Below are 15,406 nucleotides of genomic sequence, written 5' to 3' on the forward strand. Positions count from 1 at the left end.
TAAATATTGATAATTTTAAATTCCGGTGTGTTAAAATCAAGTTAAATAATACCCTCGGGAGGCTTATATCAATGAAAAAGATCCTCGTTGTCGACGACGAACAATCTATTCTTACTCTACTCAAATTCAACCTTGAACAGAATGGATTCCAAGTGTACACAGCAGATAATGGTGTGGATGCGTTAGACATCGCGCGTACACTCAAACCAGAAGCAATTGTACTCGACCTCATGTTGCCACTAAAGGACGGTATTGAAGTTGCGAAAAAGCTACGACAAGATAAAATAAATACTCCCATTTTAATGCTTACGGCTAAAGATGACGAGCTCGATAAAATTATTGGTCTCGAGATTGGTGCCGATGATTATATGACAAAACCATTCAGTCCACGTGAAGTGGTTGCTAGAATCAAAGCGATTTTGCGCCGTGTTGAGTTAGAATCTAATTCAAAAACAGAAACTACAGACGTTATTAAAGTTGGAGACATTGAAATTCATACACTCACATATTCTGTGTACTTACATGGTAAAAAGTTAGACTTAACACCACGTGAGTACGAGCTTTTAATCTATTTAACAAATCATTTAGGACATGTATTATCACGTGACCAACTATTAAACGGTGTGTGGAATTTTGACTTTGACGGTGATACACGAATTGTTGATGTGCATATCAGTAAACTCAGAGAGAAAATTGAACAAGATTCACGTCGTCCAAAGTACATTCAAACAGTGCGTGGCTTTGGATATAAATTGGAAGTGCCGGATAAGTGAAAAAACTCTGGCTTAGAATAACGCTTGGCTTCTTTGTGATTTCTATTATTGGACTAGGAATCATCTGGTTCTTCATGTCCTCTATTAACAGAACTTCATACGAAGAAATGATTGAAACCCATCTGAGTGAAAATGGATCCGTTATATCTAGTTCTATAGAAGCAAGTGGGATGGACATTCAAAATGATAATATCGTTGAATGGTTTAATAAGCTCGACCTCCCTAAAGATGTACGCTTCACTTTGATCGATTCAGATGGTGAAGTTATCTTCGACAATGACAATCACACAAGTCTCATGGAAAATCACTTAAAACGTCCGGAAGTTGAAGCAGCTAAAAAGTCGAATGATACGAGTCAATCGTTTATTCGTTATAGTAAAACTGAAGAAATCGATATGATGTACGTCGCAAAACCGATCCATGCAGAAGGTGAAATTGTCGGTTACATACGTACGGCAACGCCGTTATACACAATAGATAATGCTGTGAAACAAATGTGGTGGACACTTTTTGTAGTATTCTTATTTATTTTTGTCGCATCATTAATTTCTGCAGCCCTACTCGCATATAGTGTCACGAAACCAATTAATAAAATTATGGAAGTGACAAACCGATTAAAACATCAAGACTACAGTGCTAGAATCAATGAAAAATTCACAGGAGAACTCTATGATCTCGCTGGGTCAATCAACGTTCTTGCGAGTAGTTTACAGAAACACGTGACTGAAATTGAGGACCAAACAAGCCAGCTCGACAGTATTTTATCTAACTTAGTTACAGGTGTGATTTTAATTAACCATGATGGCAATGTTGAAATGGTGAATAAAGCGGCAACTGAACTTCTTGGAAAAAGTAGCGATATACTCGTGAACAATCATTATCGCGCGAATTTAATGCATTTAAATATCGACCGTATGATTCGACAAGTTGTGGAAGAAGATGAACCTCGCTCTCGCGAAGTGTCTCTATACACGCCAAACGAAGTGATCTTAGAAGTAAACGTGGCACCGTATTACGGACAAAGTTGGGAAAAACGTGGCGTAATTATTGCGCTCCACAATATCACAAAGCTTAAGCATTTAGAAGGTGTCCGGCGAGATTTTGTCGCGAATGTTTCCCATGAACTGAAAACGCCTGTGACTAGCGTGCGTGGATTCGCAGAAACAATTCTTCAAAATGAGATGCCAAAAGAAACAGAACGTGAATTCATACAAATTATTTACGATGAGAGTGACCGTCTAAACACAATCATCAGTGACCTCTTGAATTTATCTAAAATCGAGAAAAATGATTTGCAGTTAAACATTGAAAAAATCGATCTTGTCAAACTCATTCACAAGACAGCAAAACCGTTACTGAAAGCATTTAGCGACAAAAAACTTACACTTAACTTGCCAAATAAAGGACGTTCGATTGAACTATTTGCTGATAAAGACAGAATCGCACAAATTTTAGTGAATTTACTGTCAAACGCTGTGAACTATACGCCAGAAGGCGGCATGGTTTCTGTGAAAGTCCGTGAGAAGAAAAATCGCATTGTATTTAGCGTGAAAGATACAGGGATTGGTATTCCACAATCTAGTATCGATCGATTATTTGAACGATTTTACCGTGTAGATACTGCGCGCGCTAGAAACGAAGGCGGTACGGGCCTTGGTCTTGCGATCGTCAAACACTTAGTCGACCTTCACGGCGGTACCATTACTGTCGATTCAGTCGAGAACGAGTACACAGAATTTACTGTAGATCTTCCTGCAGAACGATAAAAAAACGTGTTCCCTAAAATTCTATAGGAAACACGTTTTTATATTTAATCTTTATACGTCTCATCTTCTAGAAGAAGCATGTCTAAAATTGTATCTTCAATCGCATTCATACGCCCATACAGAAACTGTGTTTCTGCTTCACCATCACTTGGCACAAAATGATTTGTTTTTTCACGTAACTTGCGTAATAACTCTAAAATGCTACGCTTCAATTCATCGCGTTTAGTTAGATTTCCGGTGATTGTGTTTTTATCTTGTCCGTCAATGACTGCTTTTACTAATGGATGTAGTGTCTCTTTTGCATAATCGATATACCCTGTCACTTGTTCAACGAGCGACTCGAATGTTTCAATTATCTCGCTACCTGCCACGTCTTTGTTGCTGATAAACCTTTCTACATATAGTCGAAGCACAGGCATCTCATCGATGATATCTTCGAAATACGTTTCATTTATTATATCGAGCAACTCGCTACCATTCTTTTCTCCGAGGTCACGGCGCAACTCTACGTCTATCAGTTCATTTGTTTCTTTTACGAATCCTTCAACGTCGAGTGTGTTGTTTTCTGCAACATCTCCGACAGTTAACTCATCATTTGTTAAATAATCAAATGTATACGGCTTAAAAATTTTCAATAAATCGGGATATTCTACTAAAACTTCTGTTAGTTTCGTGTTTTTATCTACCATAACTATAGCCTCCTCCAACTCGTTATACTTTATTTTTCCTATTTTCATGATTTTCAAACCTATTTTACTGCTCGTTTAATGCAAGTCACATAGGGGTACGATATAATAAGGATAACTTCTGATAAGCGGAGGACGAGTTTATGAACAAAAAATTGAGAATGATTGCTTCAGTAGCGCCACTTATTTTAGTGCCGCTCATCAAGGAGCGTAGCAAGATAAAAGACCACCCGGATGTCGTAAAGCTAAACGATAATTCGAAATTATTGTACGGCAAAGCTAAAGGTTCAGTCGGTGCAGCTACGACAAAAGTGAAACATGCGGGTAGTGTTGTTGCTGATAAAACGAAGGATTCTGCTGAGTTTATCAGTGGAAAATATACGGATAACCGCAAGAAGCATCAGTATAAAAAAGAGTTCTCAGACTATGAGAAAAAACTGAAAAAAGAAGAAAAATTGCTTAAAAAATACGAGGCTGATGTTGAAAAAGCACGTGATAAGCGATTAAAATCTAAAATTAAAGAGTTGGATACAGATTTACCAACGAGTGAGGAGAAACAAAACAAAATGGGTGTACAAGACAAAAACAAAAAGTTAGATATTGATAGACCAACAACAACAAATGTCCAAGAATTAAATGAAGAAAAAGTGATAGGTACTGAATATAAAGATGACTACTCACATGGAGAGTTATTCTTAAAACATAAAACGAAATTAGATCCTAAAAGTGCAGTACTTTGGAAAGAAAAGCGTGAACGCCCTGGTTCTCGTGTCGCTGAGGTGGATGACTCATTATTCTTAAAGCATCGCTTAAGAAATGATGCACACTTTGAATCAAATGGTCGTACAACAGGAACAGGTACAAATTACGTAAAGTCAGATGCACATCTTGCGTTTGATGACTACAAATCAAGCTTCACGAAAAAATAGTTTAGAATAGGATACGTTTATGAATATTAAGAGCATTTCAGTCTTTTGCGGAGCACGATCTGGTAATGATCGTATTTTTGAAGAATCTGCGTATAACTTAGGTAAAATCCTAGCAGAACAAGGCATTCGTCTCGTATATGGTGGCGGCGGTCTTGGTCTGATGGGCGCTGTAGCAACGGGTGCCTTAGATCACGGCGGTGAAGTCACTGGAATTATTCCAGAGGTACTTGTCGACCGTGAGATGGCTCATACTGGCGTACAAGATATGCGCATTGTTAAAAACATGAGTATTCGTAAAGAGCAATTAATTGATGAAGCAGATGCGATTGTGATTTTACCTGGTGGTGCGGGCACGATGGAAGAGTTCTTCCAAGTATTTGTTGCTGGCCAAATTGGTATTTATCAAAAACCAATTGCATTTGTGAATACTGCTGGATACTACGATTCTTTATTTGAATTATTTAATACTTTCATTCAACATGATTTTTTAGAAGAACGATTCTTAGAACTCATACGTAAAGTTAATCGTATTGAAGATGTTGTTGAAAAACTTGAACACTTTACTCCCGTTAAAGGACGTACAAGAGAAGATATAGAAAAAGGACATTCCCGTAATTAATTGGGATGTCCTTTTTATGTGTCTAGTTTGTATATGAAAAATGCTTGTTTGCTGTGCCCATCAACGTATTGTTGATGCTTAAATGTATCAATTTTCTGCATTCCAAGCTTGTCTAATACGTTTAACCCTGGCATATTTCTGTTCGATACAAATGCATATACCGAATGGATGTCTGTTTTCTTCTCTGTAAACTTAACAACACCACGAAGTGCTTCGGTCGCAAACCCTTGATTCCAATGTTTTTTAATGAGCATAACATAGAGTTCGATACACGGAAACATGGTATGCATATCGTGTGCGTGTTTTTTATCATCAAATTGTTTTACACGAATACCCGCGATACCAATAAACTCTTTCGTATCGCGTCTTTCGACTGCAAAGAGACCAAAACCTCGGTCGTTCACACTCGCACTAGATAGACGTGCAAACTCACGTGCTTCTTTAATTGTCATCTTCGTTGGCGTGAACTGGTTTACATCCCGGTCCTGAGTTGCTTTAATGAACGGGTTTACATCCTCCGGTTTCCAACTTCGTAAATTTAATCGTTTTGTTTTAATATATCTCATTCTGCATCTCTTCTATTATAACTGAGGAGACGCACTTTAAATGTTTCATTTATAAAATCATATTTCTCTAGTTTCTTTTTACTTTTTGTTGTTACAACACTGCTGATGAAATCATTAGATCCTTCGACCTGATATGTGACGTTAAACGCTTCAAACTCATGTTCAGGAGCTGGTTTTTTTACAACGACACGGTCTGGTTTACCATTTAGATCTACAACAGGTCTTCCGATAATCGATTCAATTTCAGAACCAAGCTCTTTTAAAGTCAATGTCTTGCCTTCTACTAAAATAAATTCTTTTTCATACATACCAGAATCCTCCTATTTATCCTCTGCAGCTTTTTTCTCTAATTCAGTTAATTGTTCTTGCTTTTGTTTTTTCTTTTCAGTTAATAATTCATTCTCGTTATTTAATTCGCTGATGCGTCGCTCTAGATTGACAATTTCTTTATCTAAGTTTTCTATGTCCTTGTCGACCTGAGATTTCTCGTTCGAACATGCCGATAAAAACACCGTAACCATCAGCAAAAGAAAGACTCGTTTCATGCTATCTCACCTAATTTCTACTTATAAAACAGTATACCATTATTATATAAATAATTTTAAGTGATAGGGATGAAAAAAAGGAATGACCCAGTCATTCCTTTAAAATGTATTTACTCAAGTGTCGCCTTATCTAAATGTAATAAATCGTTTACGTCAATTCTTGCGTCTTTCAGATTCGAAGTATATGCATTTAATTTATCTGAGAATCTGACTGGAATCATCGGCATGTCTTCGATGATAATGTCTTGAATGTCTTCATAGATTTGCTGACGTTTTTCTGGATCTTTTTCTTTTCGTCCATCTAAGATGAGTGCATCTACTTTTTCGTCTGAGTAGAACATACGGTTTCCTCCAGCACCTTGGCTATCCGTGTGGAATAGTGGCGTGAACGTGTTATCTGGGTCTGCTGTCGCGTTACTCCAACCAAGATAATACATGTCCTGTTCTCCGTTTGATGCCATCTCTAAGAACGTACCCCACTCTACTTGTTTAATCGTGAGGTCGATGTTTAATTCTTTTAACGTTTCTTGGTAATATAATCCAACGTCTTTGACTTCAGAATCGTCGTCAGATAAAAACTCAATCGTGAAACCGTCTTCGTAACCCGCTTCAGCAAGCAATTCTCTCGCTTTATCTAAATTATAAGCATATTTCTTTAGATCATCTGTTTCACCAATCATACCTTCTTTGATGTAGTTGTTTGTGATTGTACCTGAACCGTTTAACACATCATTGAAAATTTTTTCTTTATCGAACGCATATGCAAGTGCTTGTCTAACACGCTTATCATTTAATGGCTCAACTTCTGTGTTGAATCCAAGATATGCAAGTGATGCACTTGTCGTCTCACTCATTACAAGTTCTTCGTTTCCATTAATTCTATCACGGTCTGATGATTGTAGTGAACCTGCAAATTGTGACTGTCCACTTTCGAGTTCAGCAATACGCGCACCCGTCTCAGATACAACTTTGAATGTAACTGAATCAATAGATACTTTGTCTCCGTGGTAAGATTCATTTCTTACAAGTTTCGTCATCTCACCTGGATTTCTAGAGTCAAACTGATAATAGTTTGTACCTGATGGCTCTGTTTCTAAAAGCGTTCCAACTTCTCCACCAATTTTTGATGCAAGTTCTTCAAACGCTTTACTGCCCGCTTCTCTTTCTTTGTAATAGTCTTCAAGCGTCACATCTGTACCTGTTTTATCAATCGCGTTTTGATAGTCTTTATCAATTAAATCCTTGCTGATGATCCGACCTGCACCGTGTGTTAAGTTATTCGCGAATGGTGAAAACGGATATTTCGTTGTAATTTCAACTTCATAGTCACTTACGATTTTGATTTCGTCGATCATTTCGAGTAAGTATGCACGAGGAGAAGCAACTGCTGGGTCTAAGATACGGTCAAAGCTTGCTTTTACATCTTCTGCTGTCATGTCACTACCATCATGGAATTTAACACCTTCTTTTAATTTAAAGTTCCATGTAAGATCATCCACTTGCTCCCATTCTGTTGCAAGAGATGGTTGTAAGTCTAGGTTCTCATCTTGTTTTACGAGGCCTTCATAAATTAAATGTCGAACTTGTTCTGAAGGTGTGTCGTTTGTACCGTGTGGATCTAATGATACGACGTCTGCAGGCATTGCGAGCGTTAAATCATTGTTCGTCGGTTCTTCACTGTCTCCACCAGAACATGCTGCAAGTACTAGTGCGACCATAATCGTTAATATACTTAAAATTCTTTTCATAAAAACTCTCCCTTGAACCGTTTTCATAATAAATTAAAAATTTGAACCTCAAATAAGAGGTTCAATCTTAAGCAAAATCATGATGCTATTGTTCGAGTCCTGCATTTTTAAGTTCAAACAGGTCATATCTGTCGATCTCTATGTCTTGTAATGCGTTTACTCGTGCATTTAAGTTCTCTGTGTAGCGTACAGAAATCACAGGTGCGTCTTCAATGATGAGTTGTTGAATTTCTTCGTACATTTCTCTACGTTTGTCTTCATCGTTTTCTCTTCTTGCTTCTTCTGCTAATTCATCAACACGTTCATTAGTGTAGAATGCACGGTTACCACTTGCCCCATGACTCTTTGTTGTGAATAGTGGTGTGATGATATTGTCAGGGTCTGCTGTTGAGTTACTCCAACCAAGCATTAACATTTCGTGCTCACCTGCTGAAGTCATCTCAAGGTACGCACCCCACTCAACTTGGTTAATTTTTAAGTCGATGTTAATCTCTTTCAGTGCTTCTTGTAAGTATAGTGCTGTGTCCATACGTTCTGGGTTATCGTCGTTTACAACCATTGTTAAACTAAAGCCATCTTCAAGACCTGCTTCTTTTAGCAAAGCTTTGGCTTTTTCAACGTCATACTCTAATCCTTTTAATTCTTCAGAGTATCCCATAACACCTGGTGAAATTGGTCCACTTGCTGGAGTCCCTGCACCGTTGTAAACACCATCAACGACATTTTGCTTGTTGAACGCATGTGTGATCGCTTGACGTACACGTTTGTCATTAAGCGGTTCTTTTGTTGTATTAAATCCAATGTAGTCAAATGATACTGTCTCTGAGCGTAACAGTGTCACATCTGGGTTACTTTCCACACGATCGATATTTGCAGACTGTACACTTGAAATCAATTGTGATTGACCACTTTCAAGTTCTGCAAGACGTGATCCTGTTTCAGTAACTACCTTAAAAGTAACTTTGTCTAAGTTCATTTGGTCGTCGTAGTAATCTGAGTTTTTCACAACAATTGTGCTCTCACCTGGATTACGAGAATCAAACTTTGCATAGCCCGTACCATCTGGTTCTGTTTCAACCACTGTTTTTAAGTCCCCTGCAATTTGTGCAGCAACCTTTTCGTACTCATCTCCACCTTTATCGCGGAGTTCATAGTATTCTTCTAAAGTAATGTCAGCACCTGAAGCATCAATTGCAGCTTGATAGTCTCTATCTAACATATCTTTAGACATAATTTTCGCTGCACCATGCGTTAAGTTATTTAAAATCGGAACGAATGGATATGCCGTTTTAATTTCTACTGTATAGTCATCGATGATGTTAACTTCTTCAATCATATCTAAGATGTAAGAACGAGGGGATGCTACGGCAATATCTGTTGCTCTTTCAAGAGAAGCTTTAACGTCTTCAGCTTTAAAGTCTTTGCCACTGTGGAATTTAACATCGTCTCTCAATTTAAATACATATGTTGTATCATCTTGTTGTTCCCACTCTGTTGCGAGTTGTGGAACGATCTCAAAGTTTTCATCTTGTGTGATAAGCCCTTCGTAGATTAAATCCCTAACCTTTTCAGAAGGAACATCATTCGTCCCTTGCGGATCTAGAGAAACCACATCACTCGGCATCGCGAATGTGACCTCTCCACCTTCTTGTACTCCTGCATTGTCATTTTTTTCTTTTGAATTTGAACATCCTGCAACTACGAATAGCGCTAAGGTTAAAACTATGTAAAGCCATTTCTTCATGTTAAAACCTCCTCATATATTTGAAATTAGGTAAAATTATAATGTAATTTTTAAAATTATGCAATTTATATTTATAAAATTGCGTATTTTTTGAATATTAATGATAATCATACAATTTTTTATGGTAATAATGAATAGTTATTGATATGATAAATCATATTATTGAATATTCATAAAACTTATTATGAATGGTAAGGAGGATACGATATGAGTAATATCGAGGAAAGCAAATTCGAGGTTCAGGTAGATCCAGTCTCAATTGCACCTGTAAACCCTCGCCTTAAAAACTTTAAAGATTTTTATGGCAGGTTAAGAAAAAATAAAGCGGCTTTAGTCGGCTTATATGTGCTCATCATTTTGTTTTTCATCTCTATCTTCGGATACTTAGACACGATCTTTGGTTTTACTGGAGTGAACTCTAACGCAACGAACTTAGCTGAAAAACTACAAAAACCATCTGCTGAGCATTGGTTTGGTACGGACCATCTTGGCCGTGACATTTTCTATAGAGTATTACACGGGATGTACATCACTTTAGGTGTAGGTTTCACCGCAACTTTCTTGGCTGCTATTGTCGGTGTTCCACTTGGTATTATCTCAGGCTACTACGGTGGTATTATCGATACGATTATCATGCGTATTATGGACGTATTACTAGCGTTCCCTGGTATCTTACTTGCTCTTGCGATCGTTTCGGTACTTGGCGGTAGCACATTCAACGTAACAATTGCGATAGCAATCGGTGCATTACCACAATTCGCTCGTATCGTACGTGGGTCAACTTTAACAACAAAAAATTTAGAATACATAGATGCAATAAAAGCACTTGGTGCGAGAGACGGAAAGATTATTTTCCAACATATTTTACCGAACATCATGTCACCAATTATTGTTAACACAACACTTTTCATTGCAACTGCGATTCTCTCAGCAGCTGGTCTTTCATTCCTAGGTCTTGGGGTTCAACCACCGACACCTGAATGGGGAGCTATGTTAAACGACGGACGTAACTACATGTATCAAGCCGGACACATTACGTTCTTTCCCAGGTATGATGATCGTTATTGTTGTTCTTGCATTTAACTTATTCGGAGACGGACTGCGCGACGCGTTAGATCCACGCCAGAGAAAATAAAGGAGGGCTACATCATATGACACAGTTTATTATTAGAAGGTTAATTCAACTGATCCCAGTGCTCATAGGAGTAACAATTCTAGTATTTAGCTTAATGCACCTTACTCCTGGTAACCCTGCCGTAATCATGGCTGGTGAAAGTGCACCTGAAGCAACAGTAAAAGCAATTGAAGCAAGACTTGGTTTAGATAAGCCAATTCACATACAGTACTTTAACTTTATCTCTAACGCTGTACAACTCGATTTTGGTAACTCAATTCGAGATAACATTCCAGTGTTCGATCATATTAAAGCACGATTCTTTACGACACTTGAACTTTCAGTATGGGCGATTATCTTTGGTGTATTCTTCGGATTACTCATCGGTATTATCTCTGCAGTACGTCGCTACTCACTACTCGACGTTTCACTGATGGTCGTTGCATTATTTGGACTTTCTATGCCAAACTTCTGGCTTGGTCTGATGTTAATTCAGTACTTTGCTTTAGAACTTAGAATCTTTAAACCAACTGGTTGGGGTTCGTTAGAACAAAACGTATTACCGATTATTACACTAGGAACCGCGAGTGCCGCAATTATTGCACGTATGACGCGTAGTAGTATGCTCGATGTTATCGACCAGGATTATATAAGAACTGCAAGAGCGAAGGGTGTAAAAGAACGTGTTGTTATCTTTAGACACGCACTGAAGAATGCTCTAATTCCAGTCGTTACTATAGTTGGTATTCAGTTTGGTGGGTTGCTCGCTGGAGCAGTACTTACTGAAAGTGTATTCGCAATCAACGGACTCGGACGATTAATTATTGATTCGATTCTACAGAGGGACTTCCCTGTTGTACAAGGTGCGATTCTCGTCATCTCAGTATCGTTCGTACTCGTGAACTTAATCGTAGATATTTCATATCGCATGCTGAATAAGCGTGTAGACTTAAACTAAAGGAGTGATTACTTTGAAAACAGAAATTAATCAAGAAAATATTCTTGAAATCAATGATCTCCGCACGTCATTCTTCGTAGGTAAAAACGAAGTCAAAGCGGTTGACGGTGTTACGTTCCAAGTACCTAAAGGAAAGACGCTTGGAATCGTTGGTGAGAGTGGATCTGGTAAAAGTATCACATCCCTTTCTATTTTAAGACTAATTGACGAACCAGGTAAAATCGTCGGCGGAAGCATCAACTTTAAAGGTGAAGACTTAACAAAAGTATCGATGAGTCGTATGAGACAAATTCGAGGAAATGAAATTTCTATGATCTTCCAAGAACCCATGACAAGCTTAAACCCTGTATATACGATTGGACAGCAGCTGCGTGAAGCATTTAAGATTCACCAAGGTTTAGGGAAGAAAGAAGGAACTAAACGTGCGATTGAAATGCTCGAACTCGTTGGGATTCCTTCACCTGATAAGCGTGTGAATCAGTATCCATTCGAACTTTCAGGTGGTATGCGTCAACGTGTCATGATTGCAATGGCACTCGCATGTAAACCAGAATTATTAATTGCAGATGAACCCACAACTGCTCTAGACGTGACGATACAAGCACAAATTTTAGAACTCATTAAAGAGCTCCAAGAAGAAATCGGTATGAGTGTAATTATGATTACCCACGACTTAGGTGTTGTTGCCGAAACTTGTGATTACGTTGCAGTCATGTACGCAGGTAACATCGTTGAATATGCAGATGTTGAAACATTGTTCGAGGATCCGAAGCATCCATACACAGTTGGACTTTTAAATTCATTACCTAGACACGATATTGAACAAGATGAACTCATTCCAATCAAAGGAAACGTACCTGCACCTGATGAGATGCCAACAGGATGCAGATTCGCACCTCGTTGCCCTCATGCGAGTGAGATTTGTAAGACACATCCAGAATTAACAGAAACAAAAGATGGTAACGACGTAAGATGTTGGATTTACACACCAGACTGGGACAAAGAGGAGGTCAGCGTTTATGACAAATAAATTATTAGACGTAAATGGTCTTAAACAGTACTTCCCCATCAAAGGAGGATTCTTTGGCCGCACGGTTAACCACGTTAAAGCAGTGGACGATATTTCATTTCACATCAATGAAGGTGAGACTGTCGCAATCGTAGGTGAATCTGGCTGTGGTAAGTCTACAACAGGACGTGCTGTTTTAAGACTAGATGAACCAACGGAAGGATCTGTAATTTTTGATGGACAAGAAATTACGGCGTTATCAAAAAGTGAGCTTCGTAATATTAGAAGCGAAATGCAAATCATCTTCCAAGACCCTTATGCATCACTGAATCCAAGACAAACAGTAAAAACAATCTTGATGGAAGCAATGGAAATCCAGAAGATTGGTAAGAGTAAAAAAGAGCGCACTGAACGCGTCATCGAGTTAATGGAAACTGTTGGATTACAACGCCATCAAATGAACCGATATCCACATGAATTCTCAGGTGGTCAACGCCAACGTATCGGTATCGCACGCGCTTTATCAGTAGACCCTAAATTGATTATTGCGGACGAAGCAGTATCTGCACTTGACGTGTCTATTCAAGCACAAGTACTTAACTTAATGAAAAAGTTACAACGTGAGATGAAACTGACATACATGTTTATCTCACACGACCTAGGTGTAGTACGACATATTTCAGACCGAATTATTGTCATGTATCTAGGAAAAATCGTGGAGATGGGAGATACGAAGAGTATCTTCGAAAAGCCACAGCACCCGTATACGAAAGCATTGCTTTCAGCAATACCAGTGCCAGATCCGAAGAAGAAATCAAATCGTATTTTCTTAAGAGGAGACGTGCCTTCACCAATCGATCCACCAACGGGTTGTAGATTCCATACGAGATGTCCGTTTGCGACAGACCTCTGTAGAACAACGGAACCAACTCTTGAACGTAAAGACAAAGAAATCGATGAAAACCACGAAGTCGCATGTCACTATGCGCTAGACATTGAGCGTGGCATCCATAAAGCACAATACGAAATGCATAACGCACGAGAAGTACTAGACGACGAAGATGAAGTAATAGAAGCATAAAATAAAAATCCCAGCTATTACATTATAGCTGGGATTTTTTGTGTGTATCATGACCTTAATCTCTGAATTCTAATGATTAGCAGTAGGCTTCCTTTCTCATATGATTCTTTCTAAAATAATCACTCGGTGTTTATCTTACAAAAAATATGCTTCCGGATTGTTCCAGGAAACATCCTACTATTCTAAAACACAAATACATCGAGTAGGAACCACACAACGATGAGTGTGTATACCACAACTTTGAATAATGACGTTGTAACGAACGCGAGTAATGATCCGAGCGATGCATAGAATGCGGGCTGTACTTTCTTAAACATGATAAGTTCTACTATAAACACAAGGAATATCGGAACAAAGATTACACCAAGTGGCGGGTAAATAAACATACCTAAAATCGTACCGATGATTGCCGCAATCTGCCCCGGTTTCGTTCCACCTAGTTTTTTCACATAGTATTGTGTAATCGCCATGTCACTCACAAATATGAGAATTGTTAAGACGATTAATACAAGCCAAAACATTATAGAGAGCTCATCGCCCACTAAAAAGTGATATATAAATGCAGATACCCAAAACATTAAAATTGAAGGTATCGCTGGGAATATAAGACCTAAATATCCAAGTCCAAAGGATACTATGATGAGTACCCACCAAAGTGCTTCCATTATTGAAAACCTTCCTTAACTTCATTTTTTGCAAATCCAAACATAACTACCGCAATAATAAGCATAATTCCGCTTGCTATAAATGAGTACTGCACTGAAATATAGTCTGAAATCAGTCCACCCATTAAGTTACCTAGCAGTTGTCCAACAATCATTCCGTTCGCATACAATGTCGATGCGTAACCTGGAAATTTCGGTAGTACATCTTGGAAGTAACTAATTCCAAGACCTAAAATCACTGCTAAGAACATAGCCAAGAATACTTGTCCAACAAGTATAACCGTAAAACTATTGAAGAATCCTACAGTGATAAAGAACATTGAACCAATAACACCTGCAACCATCAATAGATGTTTCGTTGCAAAACGAGATGCAACTAGCCCTATTCCAATCATGAACGGAACTTCTAAACCCGCGCATATACTGGAAAGTAAACCGACTTTTTCATTCCCCTCGCCAAGAAACTGCGTCACGTAAATCGGCATGTTCAAAAGATAACTCCACTGCCCCATTTGCAAGAATGTAAATGCGATAAAGGGAATGAGTAACGCTGGTGTTTTAAACAATTTCGGTGCTTCCGCTTCCCCTAACATTTGTGCCGGTATCACTTCTTGTTCTCTAGGCACTTTTTTATTGCGAATAAATAATGTCGATACAAATACCATAAAGAACATAAAAATTGCACCAATAAATAGACCAATAAAGTCATATCTAATTAGTAAAACAGAACCGATTAAAGGTCCAAAGAGGAATCCAAAACTAAACATAGAACGCAGCAATGTATTTGCGAACGTCTTAAAGTTAGAACTATTGTTCTTCGCATCATTCACACTCTCACGTGCCGATGCGTACAATTGTGGCATGGCTGGTGCACCCAAACTATAAAATAGAATGAATCCTGCAACGAGTATCCACGTTTCATTTAAAATTAAAAATAAAGAATACGTGATTACTTCCATGAGTAACGCTGCAAGTATCAAATACTTTCTGTCAAATGGCAAACGGTCACTCACACGACCAACGATAGTGTTTACAATAAACGAGCCTATAGCCCCTGCTCCCATAAAAAGACCAAATCCTGTGACTGTCATTCCGTGGTTTTCAGTCATATAAATGACCATATATGGTGCGGTAATCGCAATCGCAACACCGAGAAAGACCATGTTTAATATATATATTTTGTAATTATTTAAACGCAATAGT

At 38.3% G+C, this 15,406-nt stretch carries 15 protein-coding genes and 1 pseudogene; 8 read left to right on the forward strand and 8 right to left on the reverse strand.

Going from position 1 to position 15,406, the window contains the following annotated elements; genetic code table 11:
* Window positions 1–71 precede the first annotated feature (71 nt).
* Both IEU51_RS04735 and pnpS read left to right on the forward strand, forming a co-directional pair.
* Window positions 72–773, forward strand: coding sequence for a response regulator transcription factor (locus IEU51_RS04735; RefSeq protein ID WP_186084965.1), 702 nt, complete (start codon window positions 72–74; stop codon window positions 771–773).
* Window positions 770–2,539 (forward strand): two-component system histidine kinase PnpS, encoded by a 1,770-nt coding sequence (gene pnpS / locus IEU51_RS04740; protein ID WP_186084962.1) that lies wholly within the window; start codon window positions 770–772, stop codon window positions 2,537–2,539. Before IEU51_RS04735 ends, pnpS begins: the two co-directional genes overlap by 4 nt.
* A gap of 44 nt (window positions 2,540–2,583) precedes the next feature.
* Here pnpS and IEU51_RS04745 read toward each other — a convergent pair whose 3' ends face one another.
* On the reverse strand, window positions 2,584–3,228 hold the full coding sequence (locus IEU51_RS04745; RefSeq protein WP_186084959.1) for a hypothetical protein: 645 nt from the start codon (window positions 3,226–3,228) through the stop codon (window positions 2,584–2,586).
* Between the two features lie 140 nt (window positions 3,229–3,368).
* Between IEU51_RS04745 and IEU51_RS04750 the strand changes: the two genes are divergently transcribed.
* Together IEU51_RS04750 and IEU51_RS04755 are read left to right on the forward strand one after the other, a co-directional pair.
* The gene (locus tag IEU51_RS04750) at window positions 3,369–4,154 is read left to right on the forward strand and encodes a hypothetical protein (RefSeq protein ID WP_186084956.1); all 786 of its coding nucleotides are present in this window, start codon (window positions 3,369–3,371) and stop codon (window positions 4,152–4,154) included.
* A 19-nt stretch (window positions 4,155–4,173) separates the two neighbouring features.
* A complete protein-coding gene (locus tag IEU51_RS04755; RefSeq protein ID WP_186084953.1) occupies window positions 4,174–4,773 on the forward strand; it encodes an LOG family protein in 600 nt (199 codons plus the stop codon).
* A 14-nt stretch (window positions 4,774–4,787) separates the two neighbouring features.
* Here the strand turns inward: IEU51_RS04755 and IEU51_RS04760 are convergent, their stop codons facing one another.
* From IEU51_RS04760 to IEU51_RS04780, 5 genes are all read right to left on the reverse strand, one after another.
* Window positions 4,788–5,339 carry a GNAT family N-acetyltransferase gene (locus tag IEU51_RS04760; RefSeq protein WP_186084950.1) on the reverse strand — a complete coding sequence of 184 codons (552 nt, stop codon included), beginning with the start codon at window positions 5,337–5,339 and terminating at the stop codon, window positions 4,788–4,790.
* Window positions 5,336–5,647: a hypothetical protein gene (locus IEU51_RS04765; RefSeq protein ID WP_186084947.1), complete on the reverse strand. Its 312-nt coding sequence runs from the start codon at window positions 5,645–5,647 to the stop codon at window positions 5,336–5,338. The genes IEU51_RS04760 and IEU51_RS04765 overlap by 4 nt, the downstream gene beginning before the upstream one ends.
* A 12-nt stretch (window positions 5,648–5,659) precedes the next feature.
* Window positions 5,660–5,884 (reverse strand): hypothetical protein, encoded by a 225-nt coding sequence (locus IEU51_RS04770; RefSeq protein WP_186084944.1) that lies wholly within the window; start codon window positions 5,882–5,884, stop codon window positions 5,660–5,662.
* 110 nt (window positions 5,885–5,994) lie between these two features.
* On the reverse strand, window positions 5,995–7,632 hold the full coding sequence (locus tag IEU51_RS04775; protein ID WP_186084941.1) for a glutathione ABC transporter substrate-binding protein: 1,638 nt from the start codon (window positions 7,630–7,632) through the stop codon (window positions 5,995–5,997).
* An 85-nt stretch (window positions 7,633–7,717) separates the two neighbouring features.
* Entirely contained in the window at window positions 7,718–9,376 is a 1,659-nt protein-coding gene (locus IEU51_RS04780) for a glutathione ABC transporter substrate-binding protein (RefSeq protein WP_186084939.1), read from the reverse strand.
* A gap of 207 nt (window positions 9,377–9,583) precedes the next feature.
* On the opposite strand from IEU51_RS04780, the pseudogene IEU51_RS04785 reads away from it, so the two are divergent.
* The 4 genes and pseudogenes from IEU51_RS04785 to IEU51_RS04800 all read left to right on the forward strand — a co-directional run bounded on the left by IEU51_RS04785 (window position 9,584) and on the right by IEU51_RS04800 (window position 13,538).
* A pseudogene (locus tag IEU51_RS04785) lies at window positions 9,584–10,511 on the forward strand (ABC transporter permease).
* Between the two features lie 16 nt (window positions 10,512–10,527).
* Complete coding sequence (locus tag IEU51_RS04790; RefSeq protein ID WP_186084936.1) at window positions 10,528–11,448, forward strand: ABC transporter permease; 921 nt, start codon at window positions 10,528–10,530, stop codon at window positions 11,446–11,448.
* 7 nt (window positions 11,449–11,455) lie between these two features.
* The gene (locus IEU51_RS04795) at window positions 11,456–12,478 is read left to right on the forward strand and encodes an ABC transporter ATP-binding protein (protein WP_229713863.1); all 1,023 of its coding nucleotides are present in this window, start codon (window positions 11,456–11,458) and stop codon (window positions 12,476–12,478) included.
* A complete protein-coding gene (locus IEU51_RS04800) occupies window positions 12,468–13,538 on the forward strand; it encodes an ABC transporter ATP-binding protein (RefSeq protein ID WP_186084933.1) in 1,071 nt (356 codons plus the stop codon). Before IEU51_RS04795 ends, IEU51_RS04800 begins: the two co-directional genes overlap by 11 nt.
* A 182-nt stretch (window positions 13,539–13,720) precedes the next feature.
* Here IEU51_RS04800 and IEU51_RS04805 read toward each other — a convergent pair whose 3' ends face one another.
* Together IEU51_RS04805 and IEU51_RS04810 are read right to left on the reverse strand one after the other, a co-directional pair.
* Window positions 13,721–14,203 (reverse strand): DUF456 domain-containing protein, encoded by a 483-nt coding sequence (locus IEU51_RS04805; RefSeq protein WP_186084930.1) that lies wholly within the window; start codon window positions 14,201–14,203, stop codon window positions 13,721–13,723.
* Window positions 14,203–15,366 (reverse strand): MFS transporter, encoded by a 1,164-nt coding sequence (locus IEU51_RS04810; RefSeq protein WP_229713839.1) that lies wholly within the window; start codon window positions 15,364–15,366, stop codon window positions 14,203–14,205. The genes IEU51_RS04805 and IEU51_RS04810 overlap by 1 nt, the downstream gene beginning before the upstream one ends.
* Window positions 15,367–15,406 lie beyond the last annotated feature (40 nt).

The organism is Phocicoccus schoeneichii, assembly GCF_014635565.1.
Taxonomy (GTDB): domain Bacteria; phylum Bacillota; class Bacilli; order Staphylococcales; family Salinicoccaceae; genus Phocicoccus; species Phocicoccus schoeneichii.